Origin of the sequence: Shewanella sp. SM95, assembly GCF_025653595.1 — a bacterium.
GTDB classification, from domain to species: Bacteria; Pseudomonadota; Gammaproteobacteria; order Enterobacterales; family Shewanellaceae; genus Shewanella; species Shewanella oncorhynchi.
Window position 1 is genome coordinate 21,621 of sequence record NZ_JAKKSE010000015.1, and the last position, 21,328, is coordinate 42,948.

Annotated in this window: 19 protein-coding genes; 6 read left to right on the forward strand and 13 right to left on the reverse strand. The window is 46.6% G+C overall.

The window, feature by feature from the left end; genetic code table 11:
- Window positions 1-6 precede the first annotated feature (6 nt).
- Window positions 7-465 carry a division/cell wall cluster transcriptional repressor MraZ gene (gene mraZ / locus L5M29_RS15655; RefSeq protein ID WP_105251188.1) on the reverse strand — a complete coding sequence of 153 codons (459 nt, stop codon included), beginning with the start codon at window positions 463-465 and terminating at the stop codon, window positions 7-9.
- A gap of 663 nt (window positions 466-1,128) precedes the next feature.
- Here mraZ and L5M29_RS15660 point away from each other — a divergent pair.
- Entirely contained in the window at window positions 1,129-1,464 is a 336-nt protein-coding gene (locus tag L5M29_RS15660) for a hypothetical protein (protein ID WP_263168653.1), read from the forward strand.
- 171 nt (window positions 1,465-1,635) lie between these two features.
- On the opposite strand, the gene glpK is transcribed toward L5M29_RS15660, so the two are convergent.
- The 6 genes from glpK to leuA all read right to left on the reverse strand — a co-directional run bounded on the left by glpK (window position 1,636) and on the right by leuA (window position 9,980).
- A complete protein-coding gene (glpK, locus tag L5M29_RS15665) occupies window positions 1,636-3,120 on the reverse strand; it encodes a glycerol kinase GlpK (protein WP_173497386.1) in 1,485 nt (494 codons plus the stop codon).
- A 193-nt stretch (window positions 3,121-3,313) separates the two neighbouring features.
- Window positions 3,314-4,663 carry an outer membrane protein transport protein gene (locus L5M29_RS15670; RefSeq protein WP_219234674.1) on the reverse strand — a complete coding sequence of 450 codons (1,350 nt, stop codon included), beginning with the start codon at window positions 4,661-4,663 and terminating at the stop codon, window positions 3,314-3,316.
- A gap of 526 nt (window positions 4,664-5,189) precedes the next feature.
- Entirely contained in the window at window positions 5,190-5,795 is a 606-nt protein-coding gene (gene leuD, locus L5M29_RS15675; protein ID WP_263168656.1) for a 3-isopropylmalate dehydratase small subunit, read from the reverse strand.
- 27 nt (window positions 5,796-5,822) lie between these two features.
- Window positions 5,823-7,223 (reverse strand): 3-isopropylmalate dehydratase large subunit, encoded by a 1,401-nt coding sequence (leuC, locus tag L5M29_RS15680; protein WP_263168772.1) that lies wholly within the window; start codon window positions 7,221-7,223, stop codon window positions 5,823-5,825.
- 23 nt (window positions 7,224-7,246) lie between these two features.
- Window positions 7,247-8,341: a 3-isopropylmalate dehydrogenase gene (gene leuB, locus L5M29_RS15685; RefSeq protein WP_263168657.1), complete on the reverse strand. Its 1,095-nt coding sequence runs from the start codon at window positions 8,339-8,341 to the stop codon at window positions 7,247-7,249.
- A 70-nt stretch (window positions 8,342-8,411) separates the two neighbouring features.
- Complete coding sequence (gene leuA, locus L5M29_RS15690; protein ID WP_113941087.1) at window positions 8,412-9,980, reverse strand: 2-isopropylmalate synthase; 1,569 nt, start codon at window positions 9,978-9,980, stop codon at window positions 8,412-8,414.
- Between the two features lie 509 nt (window positions 9,981-10,489).
- Here leuA and L5M29_RS15695 point away from each other — a divergent pair.
- Window positions 10,490-12,271 (forward strand): diguanylate cyclase domain-containing protein, encoded by a 1,782-nt coding sequence (locus tag L5M29_RS15695; RefSeq protein WP_263168659.1) that lies wholly within the window; start codon window positions 10,490-10,492, stop codon window positions 12,269-12,271.
- Here the strand turns inward: L5M29_RS15695 and recQ are convergent.
- On the reverse strand, window positions 12,253-14,076 hold the full coding sequence (gene recQ / locus L5M29_RS15700) for a DNA helicase RecQ (RefSeq protein WP_263168661.1): 1,824 nt from the start codon (window positions 14,074-14,076) through the stop codon (window positions 12,253-12,255). The two genes, L5M29_RS15695 and recQ, sit on opposite strands and share 19 nt — an antisense overlap.
- A gap of 327 nt (window positions 14,077-14,403) precedes the next feature.
- Between recQ and L5M29_RS15705 the strand changes: the two genes are divergently transcribed.
- Together L5M29_RS15705 and rarD are read left to right on the forward strand one after the other, a co-directional pair.
- A complete protein-coding gene (locus L5M29_RS15705; protein WP_113941090.1) occupies window positions 14,404-14,868 on the forward strand; it encodes a thioesterase family protein in 465 nt (154 codons plus the stop codon).
- A gap of 205 nt (window positions 14,869-15,073) precedes the next feature.
- A complete protein-coding gene (rarD, locus tag L5M29_RS15710) occupies window positions 15,074-15,958 on the forward strand; it encodes an EamA family transporter RarD (RefSeq protein ID WP_263168662.1) in 885 nt (294 codons plus the stop codon).
- Window positions 15,959-16,007: 49 nt separating this feature from the next.
- Here rarD and L5M29_RS15715 read toward each other — a convergent pair whose 3' ends face one another.
- The 5 genes from L5M29_RS15715 to radC form a co-directional block, all read right to left on the reverse strand.
- Window positions 16,008-16,526 carry a PH domain-containing protein gene (locus L5M29_RS15715; protein WP_263168663.1) on the reverse strand — a complete coding sequence of 173 codons (519 nt, stop codon included), beginning with the start codon at window positions 16,524-16,526 and terminating at the stop codon, window positions 16,008-16,010.
- 119 nt (window positions 16,527-16,645) lie between these two features.
- Window positions 16,646-17,965 carry an amino-acid N-acetyltransferase gene (gene argA / locus L5M29_RS15720; protein WP_105251176.1) on the reverse strand — a complete coding sequence of 440 codons (1,320 nt, stop codon included), beginning with the start codon at window positions 17,963-17,965 and terminating at the stop codon, window positions 16,646-16,648.
- Window positions 17,966-18,288: 323 nt separating this feature from the next.
- Entirely contained in the window at window positions 18,289-18,462 is a 174-nt protein-coding gene (gene rpmG, locus L5M29_RS15725; protein ID WP_006079871.1) for a 50S ribosomal protein L33, read from the reverse strand.
- A gap of 6 nt (window positions 18,463-18,468) precedes the next feature.
- Window positions 18,469-18,705 (reverse strand): 50S ribosomal protein L28, encoded by a 237-nt coding sequence (gene rpmB / locus L5M29_RS15730; protein WP_006079870.1) that lies wholly within the window; start codon window positions 18,703-18,705, stop codon window positions 18,469-18,471.
- Window positions 18,706-18,826: 121 nt separating this feature from the next.
- On the reverse strand, window positions 18,827-19,504 hold the full coding sequence (radC, locus tag L5M29_RS15735; RefSeq protein ID WP_113941095.1) for a RadC family protein: 678 nt from the start codon (window positions 19,502-19,504) through the stop codon (window positions 18,827-18,829).
- A gap of 122 nt (window positions 19,505-19,626) precedes the next feature.
- Here radC and coaBC point away from each other — a divergent pair, with 122 nt between their 5' ends.
- Window positions 19,627-20,850 (forward strand): bifunctional phosphopantothenoylcysteine decarboxylase/phosphopantothenate--cysteine ligase CoaBC, encoded by a 1,224-nt coding sequence (gene coaBC, locus L5M29_RS15740; protein WP_263168774.1) that lies wholly within the window; start codon window positions 19,627-19,629, stop codon window positions 20,848-20,850.
- Window positions 20,847-21,305: a dUTP diphosphatase gene (gene dut, locus L5M29_RS15745; RefSeq protein WP_105251173.1), complete on the forward strand. Its 459-nt coding sequence runs from the start codon at window positions 20,847-20,849 to the stop codon at window positions 21,303-21,305. The genes coaBC and dut overlap by 4 nt, the downstream gene beginning before the upstream one ends.
- Window positions 21,306-21,328 lie beyond the last annotated feature (23 nt).

Consider the following 21,328-nt stretch of genomic DNA (forward strand, 5'->3'; position numbering starts at 1 on the left):
GACTCGTTAAAGTGAAAAATCCGCGAGGCGCTCATTATTAACGAGATCCTCACTTCGAATCGTTTCCTGACATTCATCAATTTGCTGCAGCCAAGATTGCTCATCCCACAGCTCAAATTTATTCAATTGCCCCACCAGCATGATGCGCTTATCTAAATTGGCATATTGCCTTAACGGTGGCGGCAGTAATATGCGCCCATTACTGTCGAGCTCCACTTCGTGGGCGTAGCCGAGTAACAGGCGTTTTAAAGATCTCTGGGTTTTATCGGTATCTGAAAGCTTCAACAACTTAGCTTCGATCAATTCCCATTCGTGAATGGGATACAAGAGTAAACAGGCGGATTGGATATCGACGGTAATCACGATGCGGCCTTGGTGCTCAAGCTGCAAAGGTTCGCGGTATCGCACTGGAATAGCGATCCGTCCCTTTGTATCTAAGTTGATAGCACTGGCTCCACGAAACACGCTAATTCATCCTATCCTTTGATTTTTGATCCACAAATATCCACTATTTCCCACAACTGCTAAGTTTAGGGACAGTCGACAAGCATTGTCAAGGGATGGGATCCTTTTATAAATCCAGTCGGCAAGCGGGTTAGCCGCATGTTGAGCACTTAACCTCGCGACAAACTTTTGACAAGAAAAACCATTAGAGATTGACTAAACAGAGGAAACAACAGGAATAAATAGCGCCGATATATTCAGCAACCTTTTGCTTTCAGGTGCTTGCGATGAAAAAAATGGGGAATTATTTCTGTATTTGTGGGATTTTACGGGTCGAGAAATAACGTCAAACTCAAAAACGCAACAAAACAAACTTACGTCCATCCTTATTCGACAGTCAAAAAAGAGTTTAAATCAGCATAAAAATCTAAATTTTTATTCCAAATAAAGACGTTCATCTTTTTACTAATGGCTGAATATTAATGTCGCGATTGCGAGAAAGATCAAAAATCCCACGTAAAATCCACCAAAAGAACCACTTTCACCCTATACATTCACCTTATACCCGCACTAGCTACCTAATGGATCGCCTTATTCGCCTTAACAAGTTAAACGGCGTATAGTCTAAATATTGACCGACTTCAGCCGATATCATATTAAGAGGTGTAATAACAAGGAGGCGTTATGAGTGGATTGGATAGCATTTATGCCATGCTGGCACAGCCAGTAAAAGCCGTGTTTCACCCTAAACGGGTTGTTGACCAAGTCAGCAGTGCAAGCGCAAATACCCCCGATAGCCATGAAACACCGCAGTCGCAGTTACCTCCAGCGTTAGAAAGCCGCAATACTAAAGTCAGGGAAAGACGCAAAGAATCAGATAACAATAAAAATAAGAAACGCCGTGCATCGGATGAAAGCGAAACGCTAAAACTAAAAGAAGGTGTCGTACTTGAAGTGACCGATGATTCCGCAGAAATCAAGAAGCCACCGAGCCAACATATCATTGATCTAGAAGTATAAATCCGTACTGATATAAAACGGAAAAGGCGCAATCCCATTGGATTAGCGCCTTTTTATTAGCCTCTTTTTAGCAGCACTATCGAGCATGTCTGAAATCAGGCCAGATTTCGAATCATGCGATACCTCAAATTAAGTTTTATCTCAAACCAATGCCGCCTCAAGGCGTATTGTTTAAGTTCGAGTTCTGGCCACCGCGTCCTGCCAACCTGCGTATAACTGTACTCGAGTCTGGGCATCGATATTAGGGATAAAATGCTTATCGATACAGGCTTTGTGCTCAAGCTCTATCACACTCTCCCAAAAGCCCACTGCCAACCCAGCTAAAAATGCCGCACCCAAAGCGGTTGTCTCACAAACGCTTGGCCTTAACACTTCGACATCGGTAATGTCGGCTTGAAATTGCATCAAAAAATCATTAGCGACCGCGCCGCCATCCACCTTTAAACGCTTAAGGCTGACGCCACTGTCTTTGGTCATGGCATCAAGTAAATCTTTACTCTGATAAGCGATGGATTCTAACGCCGCCCGAATAATATGATTACGATTCGCCCCGCGTGTCAGACCAAATAGCGCACCACGGGCATTGGGATCCCAATAAGGTGCACCCAATCCCACAAAAGCGGGCACCAGATACACGCCATTAGTATCGGCGACCTTAGAGGCAAAGTACTCAGTATCACTGGCGTCACGAATAAGCCCCAGTTCATCCCGCAGCCATTGAATGGTCGCGCCGCCCATAAAGACTGAACCTTCGAGGGCATAGTTCACTTCACCCTTAGGCCCCACGGCAACTGTGGTCAATAAGCCATGGTTTGAGCGCACCGCTTTTGTCCCTGTATTCATCAACAAAAAACAACCAGTACCGTAGGTATTCTTCGCCATGCCGGGCTCGACACATAACTGACCAAAAAGCGCAGCCTGTTGATCGCCCGCCATTCCTGCAACTTGGATTTCACTGCCTTCGCCAGCAATCCGTGTTGTACCATACACGCTGCAGGAAGGTTTAACTTCTGGCAACATAGACGCCGGAATATCTAAGGCTTCGAGTAACTTATTATCCCAAGTCAGGCTATGGATATTGAATAGTAGAGTGCGGGCAGCATTGGTGGGATCGGTGACATGCACCTTGCCCTCGGTTAACTTCCACACGAGCCAAGTATCGATAGTGCCGAACAACAACTCACCACGCTCGGCTTGCTCACGGGCATTGGGCACATTATCTAGAATCCATTTGATCTTAGTGCCTGAAAAATAAGGGTCGAGTAATAAACCGGTATTCTCACGCACATATTCTTCTAACCCTTGAGCTTTGAGTTGCTCACAAATCTCAGCGCTGCGACGGCACTGCCACACTATCGCGTTATAAATAGGTTTACCTGTGGCCTTCTCCCATATAACAGTGGTTTCCCGCTGATTGGTAATGCCAATGGCGGCCACTTCATCGCTGTGAATACCCGCACGCGCCAATACTTCAATTAACACTGAACTTTGACTTGCCCAAATCTCCATGGGATCATGCTCGACCCAACCCGGATTAGGGTACAACTGGGTAAATTCCCGCTGGGACACGCTGACAATGTTTGCGTCGTGATCGAACACTATCGCCCTTGAGCTGGTCGTGCCTTGATCTAAGGCCACCACGTATTTTTTCTGCACGCTACTATCCTATCTGAACTCTCCGCTGCCTTTTTATGCTAGGGAGAATTAACATGATCCACCGACTTATGCAGTGAATATATTCGGAATTTACCGCCGTGACCAGCAAGCAAGCCGTAAAACAAGATCACTCCACCATGCTATAGCCATAAAAAAGCCCTGAAGATTCAGGGCTTTTTTTAACATACTGAACTTACATCTTGTAGCTCATTTGGATACCCGCAAGCCATACATCGCCGCTTGCTTCGCCGTTAAAGTTAACAGTCGCTAGGTTCAATAGGTTTTGCTGTTCATTGATTGGCGCATCGCCAGTCGCTTTAATATAAGTCACAGCAAAATCAACGTTCAGGTTCTTAGTTGCCTGATAACCTGCGCCCACAGAGAACCACAGACGGTCAGAGTCTGGAATTGTGGTTGTGCGCCACTCGTCATTTGCCGCCGTTTTATCTAAAGCAACACCGGCACGCACTAACCAGTCGTTATTCACTTGATAAGTCGTCCCTAGCGCGAAGCGCCAGTTATCTTCGAAGTGCTCTTCTTTAACTAAATCAGACTCTAAACCGCCCTTAGGTTTAACTTCACCAGGGAAATAAGCCACTAGTTGATCGAATACGCTCCAATCTGTCCAGTTCACACTCGCATGCATGGCCCAGTTATCGGTCAATTGGTGATGGGAAGCTATCTCTGCAAAAGCGGGCAATTCAAGCGGTAAATAACCTTCAATGGACACATCTTGGCCGCCAGTGTACAGAACACCAGACGCATGGCCATCTAAGTCCAGTTGCACGCCGCTGTGATAAGCAAAACCCAAACGGTGAGCCGGATTAATCTGCCAACTGGCACCTAACTGCCAGCCATAACCCACATCATCACCCTTCATGCTTTTCAGCTCAGTGCCACCTGGAGGTAACACTGCCTGCACAGGAGCCGGCAGAGCAGGTTTGATACCATCAACCCAACCTGGTAATGAGGCACCGATTTCGCCCTCACCATAAACGATACGTACACCAGCACCGACGCTGACAGCATCATTGATGCGATAAGCGATGTTTGGATTAAATTCAACGGTCGTAACCGAAGTCTTATTACCAAAAATAGCCGCTGCGTGGGTCGCGGGTAATTCAGTGGCTAGACCATAATTAGAGTTTACCGCTAGGCCCCAAGTCCATTGATCATTTAGCTGATTTGAATAATAAAAATTTGGCACAAGTGCGTCATCAGCTACATCTAGTGCATCGCCACCTTTCATAACAACAGGATTTGGACCAATTAACGGTGAGCTAAGGCTCACATCACCTGTCACATCGACGTTTGGCATAACGTAAATGCCACCCGCGGACAACTGACGTCCTTCTAAATAAGTGAGCATGGCAGGATTTCGACCTTGAGCCGAAGCGTTATCCGCCATAGCGGCTTCACCCGCAAAGGCGCGACCTAAACCTGTAGCAGAGTATTCCGCAAGTTGAAAACCCGCGGCATGGAGTTGAGTCGTTGAACTTAACAAGGCTGCAGTGACAGCCAAAGTCAGAAGACGTTTTTGCATTGTTATTCTCTAATCATATTATTGTTATCTGTACTACTTAGATGAGTACTGTGGCGTTCAGGCAAAATAGAGCAAACACTCCATATTGAATGCGCAGCAGTTTACTTATGCAGAAGATGTTTGCAACCAAAGGAGATAAAACAGACAAAAACTCTAAAGAGATGCGACTTTAAAACAGATTTAGTGACGCATGTCACCATTAAAACAAAAAATGACCTTTAAACACTCAAAAATCATTCACGACAGTCGTGAGATTCAAATTATGAACCAAACAAATACCAATATTAAACAATAAGATAAAAAATTAAAACTTTGGAACACCTGTAAATCATTTAAACTCGACAAATACAGCATAAATCACTGCAGAGAATAAAATTTTCTAGTATCAAAACGACAATAAAAATTTATGCTTTAAAATACAATTAATTAAATTAAGAGTGTTTTGAGATTTAAAACAAAAACGCCTAGGTATTAACCTAGGCGCTTAAATATAGACTCAACACGAGTACAAATGTGCGCTGAAAGTTTAGCGGCGCCAACCTTGGATTTGAGTTTCGTACTGACTGATTTGCGCAGCATGGGACAAGGTCAGCCCAATAGCATCTAACCCATTGAGTAACTTATGTCTCGCCGACTCTGCCAGCGTAAAACTAAACTCAGCACCTGACGGTGCAATCACTTTACAGCTGGTGAGATCAACCGTGATTTGCGCGCCTTCTTCTGCCGCCACTTCGTCCATCAACTGACGCACCTGCGCATGGGTTAACGCCACAGGCAATAGGCCATTATTGATTGAGTTGCCGTAAAAAATGTCGGCAAAACTCGGCGCTATAATAGCGCGCAAACCAAAGTCTGCCAGCGCCCAAGGCGCATGTTCACGGCTTGAACCACAACCAAAGTTTTCCTGCGACAAAAGAATTGAAGCGCCTTTATAACGAGACTGGTTCAATGAAAACTCAGGATTGGGCACATCGCCCGCATCATCTAAATAACGCCAGTCATGAAATAAGTGCACCCCAAAACCATCGCGCGTCACCTTAGACAAAAACTGTTTAGGAATGATTTGATCAGTATCGATATTGGTGCTGTCGATCATGACCGCAAGCCCGGTATGGGTCGTAAAAGGTTGCATTAACTTCTCCTCTTGGGTTTACGGTAATTAGTAAGGTTTACGAATATCGACAAAATGCCCAGCCACCGCAGCGGCGGCGGCCATTGCCGGGCTCACTAAATGGGTGCGACTGCCACGGCCTTGGCGACCTTCGAAATTACGATTACTGGTCGAGGCACAGCGATCGCCCGCCTCTAATCTGTCATCGTTCATCGCTAAACACATAGAACAACCCGGTAAACGCCACTCAAACCCGGCTTCGATAAAGATTTTATCTAAGCCTTCGGCTTCGGCTTGGGCTTTCACTTGACCAGAACCAGGTACGACAATCGCAGTGACACCGTTCGCGACTTTACGACCTTTAGCATGCACGGCAGCGCTGCGTAAATCTTCAATCCGAGAATTAGTACAAGAACCGATAAATACTTTGTTGATACTGATGTCTGTCATAGGCGTACCCGCACTCAGGCCAATATATTCTAGGGCCTTTTCCATACTAGCTCGGGTACTTGGATTTACTTCATCAATAGGATTTGGCACTTTTCCATCGATCGCTACGACTTGGCCAGGGTTTGTACCCCAAGTCAATTGCGGCGCAATATCGGCAGCATCTAACTCAACGACAGCATCAAACACCGCGCCGTCATCGGTTTTAATGGCTTGCCAGTAAGCGACAGCCTCTGCCCAATCTTCGCCCTTAGGTGCAAATTCACGGCCTGCTAAATAGTCGAAAGTGGTTTGATCCGGCGCGACCATGCCCGCCTTAGCGCCCATTTCAATCGCCATGTTGCACACTGTCATGCGGCCTTCCATCGACAGGGCTTCAATCGCCTCACCGCAGAACTCCACCACGTAACCCGTGCCACCATCCATGCCGATTTTGCCAATAATAGCGAGGACGATATCTTTGGCGGTCACGCCCTCGGTGACATGACCACGCACTTCAATCTTCATGGTTTTAGCTTTTAACTGACGCAGCGTTTGCGTTGCTAGAACGTGCTCAACTTCCGATGTACCAATGCCAAACGCCAATGCGCCAAAGGCGCCATGGGTGGCGGTATGGGAATCGCCACAGACAATCACAGTTCCCGGCAAGGTGATACCCAATTCAGGGCCCATTACATGCACAATCCCTTGATTAGGATGGTGAATGTCGTATAAACGCACGCCAAAGTATTTACAGTTTTGCGCTAAGGTTTCCACCTGAGTGCGCGCCATCGGGCTTAGGGCACCCAAGCTGGCGCTACGGGTCGAAGTGTTGTGATCCATAGTAGCAAAGGTTTTTTCCGGTGCACGCAGTTTGCGGCCCGCCACTTTTAAGCCACTAAATGCTTGGGGAGAAGTCACTTCATGGACTAAATGTCTGTCGACATAAATGATCGGCGCTTCACCTTCAGGAGTCGCTACAACGTGGGCATCCCATACTTTTTGATACAGCGTTTTTGCCACCGAGTTTTTTGGCACAGTCGTCATTACACACCTTCCTTTATAGTATTGGCGATAAAGTCACCCATCTCGGCGGTTGATTTAGCTTGGCTACGCTTGTCACTGCTCAATAGCTCACCGGTTAAGTAGCCAGAATTTAATGCTTTGCTTACGGCACGCTCAATCGCACAGGCGGCTTCTTCTTGCTTTAGGCTGTGGCGCAACATTAATGCCGCCGACAGAATTTGGGCGATAGGGTTTGCAATGCCTTTGCCCGCGATATCCGGCGCACTGCCACCCGCTGGTTCAAATAAACCAAAGCCAGTGCTGTTCATGCTCGCCGATGACAACAAGCCCATAGAACCCGTTAACATCGCGATTTCGTCGGATAAAATGTCGCCGAACAGGTTAGAACATAGCATCACATCGAACTCATCGGGACGACGTAGCAACTGCATGGTCGCATTATCGATATAAATGTGTTCAAGCTCGACATCGGGGAAGTCCACCGCCACTTCTTCGACCACTTGGCGCCATAACACTGAACAGGCGAGCACGTTGGCTTTATCCACTGAGGTCACTTTTTTACGGCGACCACGGGCGGCTTCGAAGGCGATGCGGGCGATACGGCTAATTTCGCGGCGGCTATAACGCATGGTATCGAAGGCTTCTTCATTTTCGCCTTCGCCTTGACGGCCCTTCGGCTTACCAAAATAAATGCCGCCGGTTAACTCGCGCACACATAAAACATCAAAGCCACGGGCGGAAATATCGCTACGCAGCGGCGACATATGTTCTAAGCCATCATGCAATTTTGCTGGGCGCAGATTACAGAATAGTTCGAAGTGACCACGCAGAGGCAATAGCGCGCCGCGCTCAGGTTGCTCATTTGGCGGTAACTTTTCCCACTTAGGGCCGCCTACCGAGCCAAATAGGATCGCATCGGCCGCTTCACAGCCCTTTAGCGTGGCATCGGGTAAGGGACAACCGTGGTTATCGATGGCAATACCGCCAACATCGAATTCAGTGTATTCGATACTCAAATCGAAACGCGCTTCAACCTCGCGCAGCACTTTACGCGCCTCTGCCATCACTTCAGGACCGATCCCATCCCCTGCTAATACTGCTATTTGATAACTCATACGCCAGCCAACTCCTTTAAATGTAAATGCTTTATGCTCGACCTTGCTATTCTTTGGATGCTTTTAGCGACTAGACGCCGCCTAGCTCTCGATTTTTTTGCATGCTTTGTTTGTAATCGGCGACCTTGTCTGCGCGGCACGTTAAGTTCATTACATGCACTAAAGCGCGTGCCGAGGCTTCAACCACATCGGTTGCCAAACCTACGCCGTGAAAGTTTTGCTCGTGATAAACCGCGGTAATATCCACTTGGCCTAAGGCATTTTGACCTACGCCCTTAGCGCCTAGCTTGTAGCTGATGATATCGATTCGGCGATCAGTTGCGCGAGCAATCGCGTTATAGGCAGCATCGACAGGACCATTACCCGTTGCGGCTTCGGTTTTAATTTCGCCGCCCACTTCGATACGCACAGTCGCCGTAGCAACGCCTTCAGTTGAGTCAGACTGCACCACTAATTGCTGCAATTGATAGTGATTGTCTTCTTCGGCCTGCGCTTCCATAAAGGCTAAGGCTTCTAAATCATAATCAAATACTTGGCCTTTTTTATCTGCCAATTTTAGAAACTCTTCATACAGAGTATCCATATTGTAATCGTGCTCGCTATAGCCCATTTCCTCCATGCGATGCTTGATCACATGGCGACCCGAGCGCGAGGTCATATTCAAGTTGTTGCGATTCAAACCTATGCTTTCTGGCGTCATGATTTCATAGGTATTTTGTGCTTTTAACATGCCATCCTGATGAATGCCCGACGAATGGGTAAAGGCATTGGCACCGACAATAGCCTTGTTCGCCTGCACTGGCATATTGCATAACTGGCTGACTAAATTAGAAGTACGGTGAATTTCTTTGGCATTAATGCCCGTTTCTAATCCCAACATCCCCTTACGCGTCGCTAAAATCATCGCGATCTCTTCCAGTGAACAGTTACCCGCACGCTCACCTATGCCATTGATCGTACATTCAATTTGACGCGCACCGTGTTGCACTGCAGTTATCGAGTTAGCCACAGACAAACCTAAGTCATCGTGGCAATGCACTGAGATCACCGCTTGGTCGATATTCGGTACCCGATTAAACAAAGTTTGAATGATATTGCCAAACTCGCTGGGCACTGTGTAACCGACCGTATCGGGAATATTAATGGTGCGCGCGCCCGCACGAATAGCGGCTTCTACCATACGACATAGATTATCGATGGGCGTACGCCCCGCATCCTCACAGGAAAATTCCACATCGTCGGTAAAACGGCGGGCATACTTCACCGCGCCTACGGCCATCTCTAACACTTGATCGAAAGAACGCTTCAACTTGCTCTCAACGTGAATCGTCGAGGTCGAGATAAAGGTATGGATACGGAATTGATCTGCAACAGACAAGGCCTGCGCCGCAGCATCTATGTCCTTTTCCAATGCGCGGGATAAGGCACAAACGCGGCTATTTTTGATGGTACGCGCTATGGTCTGCACTGACTCAAAATCACCGGGCGAAGAAACCGGAAAACCCACTTCCATCACATCCACACCCAGACGTTCCAGCGCCATAGCGATCTGTAGTTTTTCTTTGACCGACAAACTTGCGGCTAACGCCTGCTCACCATCACGCAAGGTAGTATCAAATATTATGACTCTGTTAGACATCTCGCTTCTCCATGGAACGTCACCGTTCGTTAGTTAATTTTTGCCGTATTCAGATACAAAAAACCCCGCAACATCGGTGCGGGGTTTGTGAATGCTTTGCCTCTTTATCGAGCGTGCAACACTAAGACCTCCGCGTATAAACCGCGAGAGAGAGAAGGAGGAGGTCGAGTTTGCGGCTAATAATATTCATTTAATCTGTATATTTATTCTGTTTGAATTATTGAGGACGGTTAATATTTAACTTGCCTAGCCGATAGTGTCAACCCTAATTTTTTCATGTTCCACTCATTCAACCTGTCTTAAGGCTAATAACGGTGAGTTTCATCCCCAAATTAGTGATCGATTCCACAGAATTAACCCGCTGTTTGGATTCAGAAATCACTGGGATGTGTTAACTTATTCCCCTTAGAAAAAAATAGTTTTTTATGCAAAAAACGATTAAGAAAAGTTATAATCCCGCCTTAGTGATTAGGGATATTAGAACTTACGCATTTTATATGGAGCACAAAATGGATTTTCGCGTCTTGGTACTGAGCCTGTTGTTATGGCTGTTTCCCTTTGGGGCCAGTGCTATAGACCAATTAGATGAACTCACTGAACTCGTCTACCAATATCCCAGTAAAGCACTCACTCAAATAACAGCGTTAGAAAAACAATTTGCGACCAGTGCAAGCTCAGATATCAATCGACTCAGATTAAGTGTATTGAAATGCCAAAACCTACTACAAATAGGGGAAAATGAAGCCGCTATCAACGTTGCTCAATTAGGCGAAGCAAACGCTAAACAACTTAAGCTAGATCAAGTACGACCTTACTTTTTGATTTGCCAAGCCGACGCCAACCTTAGCTATAACAATATTCAAAATGCCCTACCTTTGCTTGATTCAGCCATTAACCTAGCGCGACGTTACCAGCAACCACAAGCCTTAGTCGATGCCTTACGCTTACGTGGCCAACTCGATACTGACACTGATAACTTCTCCTCTGCTATCGAAGATTTACGCCTCGCGATTGATATTTATCCGGATATTCATACTCAAAACCAAAATTGGATTTGGCCACCACAGGCCTATGTGTATGCCGCGATGGGAAATTTACTTTATGCCACCCATGATTTCCCCCAAGCCATGTATTACACCAACTTAGGTATACAAAGTGCCGATGCAAAAGGGAAGGTTTTACACTTTATTTTACGCAATGCAGCTCGGATAGCGCTTGATAATCAAGAGTTTGATTACAGTGATAAACTCGAAAAACAAGCTAAAGCGCTTTTACCTGAGCTCGGTTCGCCACTTGAACTCGCCTACAGTTATGCCATTTTGGCCTCAATCGCGCTCGATAAAGGCCGCATCGATAATGCCGAAGAATATCTTTCTATCGCGATTAATACGTTTAAAAAACAAAATCAACAATTAGCGACAATGCGTTCAACTCGCCTACTCGCCCAAATTCGTTTTGCTCAGCATCAAGAAGATGCCGCTTTAATCCTCATGAATCACGCTATTGAGCAAGCTGAAAACCTAAAACAATACTCAGATCTCAAAGGGTTTTACGGGATCATGAGCGATCACTACTTAGAAAAAGGGGATTTTAAACAAGCCTATTCTTTCTTACTCAAACGTTATCGAGCGGCCGAGCTCACCAATCAAGCGATGAATAATGCTCGGATATTGCAGTTTAAGGCACGTCTAAATCAACAAGATCTGCAGCAGGAGCCAAATAGCACTGCGCTAGAAAAAGATTCAATCCTACAAGAGCTAAATGTCGATTGGGCCTATAGCACACTGTTCTTAATCGCAATGGCATTATTGGGCGGAGCTATTTGGTATTTGATTGATAAACAGAATAATCGTGCCCCACATATTGAAGGTAATGAACCTGCGGAAACGCTGCTCCAACAAGTCACATCAGCATTAAACAGTGCCAAACAAGGTAATTACCCACTGTCTTTATTATTGTTTAATGCGAGTCAGATCCGTCAAGTTGACCTACCTCTCTTACAGGATGAGCTACAACACAGACTACGGGAGCAAGATAAGTTAATCCGATATTCGATGGATGAAATTGTCATTATCCTGCCGCATACCTCGGCAACTGGTGCTAAAAGAGTCGTTAGTCAGTTGGTTGCTTGCATTCAGCCTTGGCAGGGTTCAAGCAAGGTCAATATTGGTATCGCGGCAATGCAACAGTTTGATACCTTAGAGTCTTTAATTAAGCGCGCCAGTATCAATCAATTGGGCAAGGTTAAAATCAGTGAGAATAATCCAAACCATTATTCTCCCGCTAAATAAGCCGCGATTTCATCGAGAAAAGCGTCGCCGAAACGACTCAGTTTACGCTCGCCTACCCCGTTAACGGCGAGCATTTCCCCTGCACTGGTCGGCATCATGGCCGCCATTTCCGCCAGCGTCGCATCGTTAAATACTAAATACGGCGGCACATCCTGCTGCTCAGCTATGGTTCTTCGCAGTAACTTGAGTCGCGCGAACAGCTTACGGTCGTAATTCAGCGGCGCCTTAGACTGGCTCACCTTACGTTTTGTGGTCGTTAACTGAATGCGAGGTTCGGCGAGCATTAACGCCACCTCACCTTTGAGTACAGGTCGTGCCGATGGGTTTAAGGTTATAGATGAACCTCGCGTCACATCCTGACTCGCCAGTCCCAAGTGGATCAATTGACGGATCACGCTCAACCAATACTCATGGCTCTTGTCTTTACCAATCCCCCAAGTCGTGAGTTTGTCATGGCCTCGGTCAACAATCGGGGCGCCTTTCGAGCCGCGCAACACTTCAATCAAGTGATTAATACCAAAACGCTGCCCTAACCGGAAAATACATGACAACACCTTTTGTGCATCTTCGGTGCCGTTATAACGCTTAGGCGGATCGAGGCAAATATCGCAGTTGCCACAGGGCTCTAGTGCGCTCTCATCAAAGTAATGCAGCAACACTTGGCGACGGCAGGTTTGCGCCTCAGCAAACGCCGCCATGGTATTGAGTTTATGGAATTCGACTTGCTGCTGCGGCCCGGGCTCAGACTGTTCAATCAAATGTCGCACCCGGCCAATATCGGCAGGATCAAACAACATAAAGGCCTCGGCATCAAGCCCATCACGGCCGGCTCGGCCCGTTTCCTGATAATAGGCTTCGATACTTTTAGGAATATCGTAATGCACCACAAAGCGCACATTCGATTTATTGATCCCCATACCGAAAGCCACAGTGGCGACAACGATATCGATTTGATCTTTAAGGAAACTATCTTGCACTGCGCCACGGTCTTCCTGCGTCATTCCCGCATGATAGGCCTTAGCATTAAAGCCTTGCAGACATAAACGATCGGCAACCTCGTCGACACGGCGACGACTACTACAGTAAATAATGCCGTTGGTGCCATTTTGATGGGTTAAAAAATGCCGTAACTGATTCGCAGCATTGAGCTTTTCCGCCACTGTGTAGCGAATATTAGGCCTGTCGAAACTAGAGAGTAAACGGAACGGGTCAATCCCAAGTCGCTCGCAAATACTCTGCCGAGTCGCCTGATCCGCCGTTGCTGTCAGCGCCATCATAGGCACATAGGGGAAGAGTTGCTTTAACTGGCCGAGCGCCGCATATTCAGGGCGGAAATCATGACCCCACTGGCTAATACAATGCGCCTCATCGATGGCAAACATCGCCAGCTGGAGCGACTGCATTCGCTCAATAAAATCAGCGGTTAATAAACGCTCAGGTGACACATAAAGCAGTTTTAACTCACCGTGGCGCAGCTGCCTTAATACTTCGGCGCTCTGCTCTCGCGGCAATGAAGAATTGAGATAAGCCGCCGCAACACCGGTTTGCAACAAGCTATCGACTTGATCTTTCATCAAAGAAATCAATGGAGATACGACAATAGTGATGCCATTCATCATCAAGGCAGGTAACTGATAACACAGACTCTTACCGCCGCCCGTCGGCATGATCACTAAGCAATCTTGCCCGCCGCAGACACGTTCTATCACCTCCCGCTGACCGTCCCTAAAGTCACGGTAACCAAACACCTGCGCGAGGCGTTGCGAGAGCGGATCATCATGCGTGTCGAGTACGAGCTTTTCCATGGATCTTCTATGTCAAAAGTGAGGGGGCCTATTCTATACCCAAACTAGTTCAAAATGCAGGATTCAACGGTAATTTAAAGCGCTTTAGACGAGGCAATTCACCACGATTGCAGCTATTTTAACCCTAGTGGGCTAAGCCAAAAATAACGAACGCGGGGTAAAATACTTTAAAAACTGCCGAAACGGTGTCGTCATTTTAGCGACGGAGTTGCATTAGCCGTAAGCTTCACTGTAGATTAATTGCTCTAAGCCGCACTTTGTTTATCTCAGTGTTGATAACAAATCCAATTACGCCTAATACCGTCACTCAGTGACAAGGACCCCAAAATGACCAGCCCAATCCAAGCCGAAGCTTTGAGAAGAGTCGCAGCAGTATTTGATCAACATGTCCCTTTCCATAATCTACTCGGGCTCGATATCAAACGTTACGATGTCGACGGTGTCGAAGTGGTCATCAATATGAAACCAGAACTTATTGGCAATATCCATCAACAGATCCTCCACGGCGGTGTCACAGCTACAGTACTAGATGTGGTCGGCGGACTTACCGCATTTGCAGGACTGGTCGCAAGCCGTGAAGATTGGACGATTGAAGAATTACAACAACGCCTCCAAACTTTAGGGACGATTGATATGCGCGTCGATTATCTGCGGCCGGGACGCGGCCTCACCTTTACGGGGACGGGCAGCGTCATTCGTGCGGGTAATAGAGTTTCAGTATGCCGCATGGAACTACATAATGAGCAAGGCACGCATATCGCTTTTGGAACAGGGACTTATATGGTGGGTTAGGCGGTTAAATTTAGATGTGTATTACTGCCTTAGGGCTCAAAACTGACTAAGGTAAACGTCTTGATTAACAGGATGTTTACTGACTTTAATTGTCCATTCAATCTTTTGCGGAGATATTCTGTAACGAAAAGAACACGGCGATGCCCTTGAGTCAGCGGTCAGACACACCTACAATCGCCACCTTGTTGTTCTTCGAAGATGTCTCATGCCAGATCTTGAATACCGCAAAGGGATCCTACTTGCCGTCAGTGCTTACTGTATGTGGGGTTTTGCACCTTTATATTTCAAATTACTCAACCATGTTTCCGCCACCGAAATTTTGCTCCATCGAGTGATTTGGTCATTCGTGTTTATGCTGATCATTATGCAGTTTATCGGTGGTTTTTCTCGCTTACGCTTACTGTTTAAACAGCCTAAACAGTTGATGGTTCTCACCATTACTTCCATACTGATCGCGGGAAACTGGCTACTATTTATCTGGGCGGTAAATAACGATCACATGCTCGATGCCAGCCTAGGTTACTTCATCAATCCTTTACTCAACGTCTTACTCGGTATGTTATTTCTAGGCGAAAGATTGCGTAAACTGCAATGGTTTGCGGTTTCACTCGCCAGCGCTGGCGTATTGATCCAGTTAATCTCTTTTGGCTCAATTCCCATCGTCTCACTGGCACTCGCGGGCACCTTTGGTTTCTATGCGCTGCTGCGAAAAAAGGTCAATGTGGATGCTAAGGCCGGCTTATTGGTCGAAACCGCAGTGTTATTACCGGTTGCACTGGTTTATCTCATCGCAACCTTAGACACAGCCACAGCGAGCATGCTGACTAACGATTGGCAATTGAATCTGATGTTAATGGCGGCAGGGATAGTGACTACCATTCCTTTGCTGTGTTTTGCAGGGGCAGCGGTACGTATTCCATTGTCTATGCTCGGCTTTTTCCAATATATTGGTCCGAGTATTATGTTCATCCTCGCGGTGAGTCTGTTCAATGAGCCCTTCGATGCCGAAAAAGGCGTGACCTTCGGCTTTATCTGGAGCGCGCTGCTCGTCTTTACCTTAGATATGGCCTATAAACGCAAAACGGCGTGAGCATTATCACGCCGATAAACACAGTGGCAGAAGTGATGACATATGATGATTACTTCTGTAACTGTGCTAAAAACTCACTCCCTTGCGGTACTGTCAGTAATAAACTGTAGCCTTTAGTCGTTGGCACTAACACTAACTGCGATTTATCTGTTATCGCCAAAAATGCCCTGCCTTTCCCCTGTAGATTAAACCAGCCTAATTGAAATCCTGGCATGCCTATACCGTTGGTTTTAAAGCTCGGCGTTAAATCTGCCTCTTGTTGCAAATCGACTATACGTGCCTCGGCGAGCAATAAATCCACGCGGGATAACTGCACTTTATAGAAGGGAACATCCACTGTGAGCTCTGTATCGGTTAACACTAATTCGGCGCTATTCGATTGATAGAAGACCCAAGAAAATCCGCCCATCATCACCAGCAATATACCTAAACTCGCTGACTTCGCTATCTTAGGCATATTTTTTAGCCATAACATCAGTAAGATACCCGCTAAACCGAGCAATAAGACGATAAAACTGAAGATAGAGGTTTGGGTTAAAGGGGCGAGTTCAAAAAATTGAGGACTCATTGGCAGTATCTCCCGTGCAGTGAAGTCTTAATCTGCCAATAAAGACATATTATGTCAATAAAAATGCCAGCGCTAATATGAGTACTAGGCTGGCATTGATTGGATTGATTTAGAACGGCTTAAAGATCGAGCGCGAGAATTTTTGAGCGGCGTTGATAGTTATACAACTGCTTCTTCTTCTGTGGCAGTGCTTCAACATCTTCAATCACAAAACCATGCTCGAGGAACCAGTGAATACTCCGAGTTGTCAATGCAAACAAGCGTGAATAACCACGGTTTCTAGCCTGATTGATAATGTTCTTCAGCAGTAAGCTCCCTCTGTCGGCATCGCGATAATCGGGATGCACCACTAAACAAGCAAACTCACCCGCATTGTCCTCTTCAAAAGGATAGAGCGCAGCGCAACCAATCACTAAACCATCACGTTCAATCAACATGAATTGTTCGATTTCAATCTCAAGCTGCTCACGACTACGACGCACCAGAATGCCTTGTTCCTCCAATGGACGGATAAGGTTCAACACACCGCCAATATCGGCGATTGACGCACAGCGTAAACGCTCAGCACTCTCAGTGACGATTTGTGTGCCTATCCCTTCGCGAGAAAACAGTTCCTGCAACAAGGCGCCATCTTCGAGGTAGCTAACTAAATGACAACGCGGTACGCCATTGCGGCAAGCATCGATACTGGCTTTGAGAAACGCCATAGTACCAACACAAGCAGAACCTTGCTCGGCCAGCTTGTTCATGATGTTTTGCGCATCATTTGGCATCAACTCGGCAATCACATCGCCATTTCGATCGAGAATACCGTTCTGTGAGCTAAAGCCGATCATCTTGTCTGCTTTGAGCTTAATTGCCACTTGAGTCGCAATTTCCTCGGCGGTGAGATTAAAGCTTTCACCAGTAACCGAAGCAGCAATAGGCCCCATCAATACGATGCAGTGATTATCTAACTGACGTTTTAAGCCTTGCACATCAATACGACGAACTTTGCCACTCAGGCAAAAATCCACACCATTATCCACGCCCAGTGGTTGAGCAATCACAAAGTTGCCGCTTACTAAGTTAATTTGCGCACCTTGCATCGGCGTATTACTTAAACTCATGGATAAACGCGCTGTGATATCAAATTGCAGTGCCCCCGCAACTTGCTTAATCACTTTGAGCGAATCTTCATCCGTGATACGCACACCGTCGTGGTAGGCAGGCGCAATACCGTTGGCGGCTAATGCAGCATCAATCTGCGGCCTAGCGCCATATACCAACACCACTTTGATCCCTAAACTGTGCAGCAGGGCGACATCATTTAAGATGGCGCGGAATTGATTTTGAGCCAAAGCTTCACCGCCAAGCATGACCACAAAAGTTTTACCTCTGTGAGCATTAACATAGGGGGCAGAGTGACGAAATCCATCAACCAGTTCAGTGGTACGCACGCGTTATTTACACCTCATTTTTGAGCTGGCAGCGTCACTATGACATGCCAGGAATGAATCGCTAACTTTCGCGTATGGTATTGCATTTTAATTCACATATAAAGAATTTATTCTCACTAAAGTGCAGTTTTAATGATTTAAAGTGCTTAGAACTGCACTATTTTATATTTTCAGCAAGAGTTCACACTTTTTTAACTTCACAGGGGATGATTCAGCGGCTTAAGTTTGCGAGGCAATTATCTCAACTTGATGACTAACCACTAAAAAAAGCGCAAAAAAAAGCCCCTTAAATAAGGGGCTTTTCTCGAAACACTAACCAAGGATTACTTGATTTTGGCTTCTTTGTAGATAACGTGCTGACGAATAACTGGATCAAATTTTTTGATTTCCATTTTTTCAGGCATGTTACGCTTGTTTTTTTCAGTTGTGTAGAAGTGACCAGTTTTAGCTGTAGAAACTAATTTGATCTTCTCACGATTACCTTTAGCTTTAGCCATGATCTATTATACCTTCTCGCCACGGGCACGAAGTTCAGCAACAACAACTTCGATACCTTTTTTGTCGATCAGACGGATACCTTTAGTAGATACACGTAACTGTACGAAACGCTTTTCTTCTTCTAACCAAAAACGGTGGTTTTGTAGGTTAGGTAAAAAACGACGACGGGTCGCGTTTTTTGCATGCGAACGGTTGTTACCAACCATCGGCTTCTTGCCAGTAACTTGGCATACTCTTGACATGTCAATCTTCTCCAAAAACAATTTTAACGCTCGAGCATTAATGTGCCTCGTATGGCCGTCGCCCGAGGCACAAAGAGGGCGCATTTTATACACGATCACAGAGTGAAGATCAAGTGTTAGATTAATTAATCCAGCCTCGTTCTGCAAAAGAAACTATCTCTCGATCACCTACAACCATATGGTCCAACAAGGATACGTCTATGGTTGCTAACGCATTTTTTAATCGCTCAGTTATTCGTCGGTCAGCCTGACTGGGCTCGGCAATACCAGACGGATGATTATGACAAACTATAACTGCTGCGGCCTTTTTCTCCAGCACTAAGCTCACCACTTCACGTGGATATACTGAGGCTGAGTCTATTGTGCCGCGGAATAATTCGACAAATTGAATCACTCTATGCTGGCTATCCAGCAGTAAAACTGCGAACACTTCATAGGAGCGATCGGCCAATTGTCGCATTAAATAGTCCCGAGTTAAATCGGGATTTGTCAAAACCTGACCTCTTTGCAGATTTTCCTGCGCTACACGCCGCGCTAATTCGGCCGCAGCTTGAAGCTGGGCGTATTTTACAGGTCCTACGCCCGGAAGTCGACACACCTGATTTCTTGGGGCACAGAGCAGGTTTCTGAGGCCGCCAAACTCGCAAATAAGCGACCTAGCAAGGTCAACCGCGTTTAATCCAGCTAAACCGTTACGCAGCAATACTGCCAGTAATTCAGCATCCGAGAGATGCGCAGCTCCTTTTTGTAACAGTTTATCTCTGGGACCTTCGCCCTCAGGCCAATCTTTAATCCCCATGTGACCTCCCTGTCATCTCACATATTTTCACTTTACTGAGTATGGACGAGATTTTTTGAACTGGGATAGTCACTAAAATTCACCGCTTTGTGATATTGTTGCCGGCATTATTTCTATCTCGGATGATGTCTGTGAGTCTGACAAATAAAAACGTCCTGCTGGGCATTGGCGGCGGTATTGCGGCCTATAAAAGTGCTGATTTAGTACGTCGCTTGAAGGAGCGTGGTTTTGATGTGCGCGTGGTGATGAGCCAAAGTGCGATGGAGTTTATTACACCACTTACGCTGCAAGCCTTATCTGGACATCCAGTGGCATCTAGCTTGCTCGACCCCGCAGCAGAAGCAGCCATGGGTCATATAGAACTCGCTCGTTGGGCAGATCTCGTCATCATCGCCCCTGCAACCGCAAACCTATTGGCGCGGATTAATGCAGGAATGGCCGATGAGCTAATCACCACCACTTGTCTTGCCACAGAGGCGCCTATCGCCCTGTGTCCGGCAATGAATCAGCAGATGTACCGTAATCTGGCGACGCAGGCGAATTTAACCAGCCTGGCATCACGTGGCTTTACCCTTTGGGGACCTGCAAGTGGCAGTCAGGCCTGTGGTGAGGTAGGTCCCGGTCGTATGTTAGAGCCATTAGACATAGCCGAACGGGCTACGCAGTTTTTTGCCACTCATGACGTTGTTGAACTTAAGCCACTCGCAGGACAGTCACTGCTGATTACCGCAGGGCCAACCCGTGAGGCGATTGATCCCGTCAGATATATTTCGAATCACAGTTCTGGAAAAATGGGCTTTGCCTTAGCCAAAGCCGCGGCAGATATGGGCGCAACAGTCACCTTAGTCTCAGGCCCAGTAAATCTAAGCACCCCAGAAGGCGTGACCCGCATCGATGTTGAATCGGCGAAAAATATGCTCGATGCTGTGATGGATAACGTTGATAAAAAAGATATTTTTATTGGTTGCGCCGCCGTTGCTGACTATCGAATTAGCGACATCGCCACCTGTAAGATCAAAAAATCGGCAGAAGAAATGCAACTTGCGCTGGTGAGGAATCCTGATATCTTAGCCACGGTTGCGAGCTTACCTAACCGTCCTTTTGTGGTGGGATTCGCCGCAGAAACCCATGATGTAGAAACCTACGCCCGCGATAAGCTCAAACGTAAAAACTTGAACATGATCGCCGCAAACGACGTTTCCGTTGCAGGTATTGGCTTTAATGCCGATGCCAATGCCCTGCGAGTGTTCTGGCCGCAAGGCAGTCAAGATTTGCCTGCTACTGACAAACTCACGTTGGCACGGCAATTACTTTCGTTGATAGTGAAAGAAAAAACAAATACATGAAAACACCGATTGAATTAAAAATTCTCGACTCCCGTATCGGCTCAGAATTTCCCTTGCCCGCTTACGCCACCGCAGGCAGTGCAGGCATGGATCTTCGCGCTATGATAGACACGGCTTTAACCATAGCACCGGGTGAAACAGTGCTCATTCCCACGGGGATTGCCATTCATGTGGCCGACCCAGGACTTGCAGCGGTGATTTTACCGCGCTCAGGCCTGGGCCATAAACACGGTATCGTACTGGGGAATCTAGTCGGACTCATAGATTCAGATTACCAAGGCCCCTTAATGGTATCTTGTTGGAATCGTGGTGACAGTCCATTCACCTTAGAAATGGGCGATCGTCTCGCGCAACTAGTGTTTGTTCCTGTGGTACAAGCACAATTCAAACTCGTTGATGAGTTCGACAGCTCAGACCGTGGTGAAGGCGGATTTGGCCATTCAGGCACTAAATAATCCCCTAAGTCGTTATTGAGCCA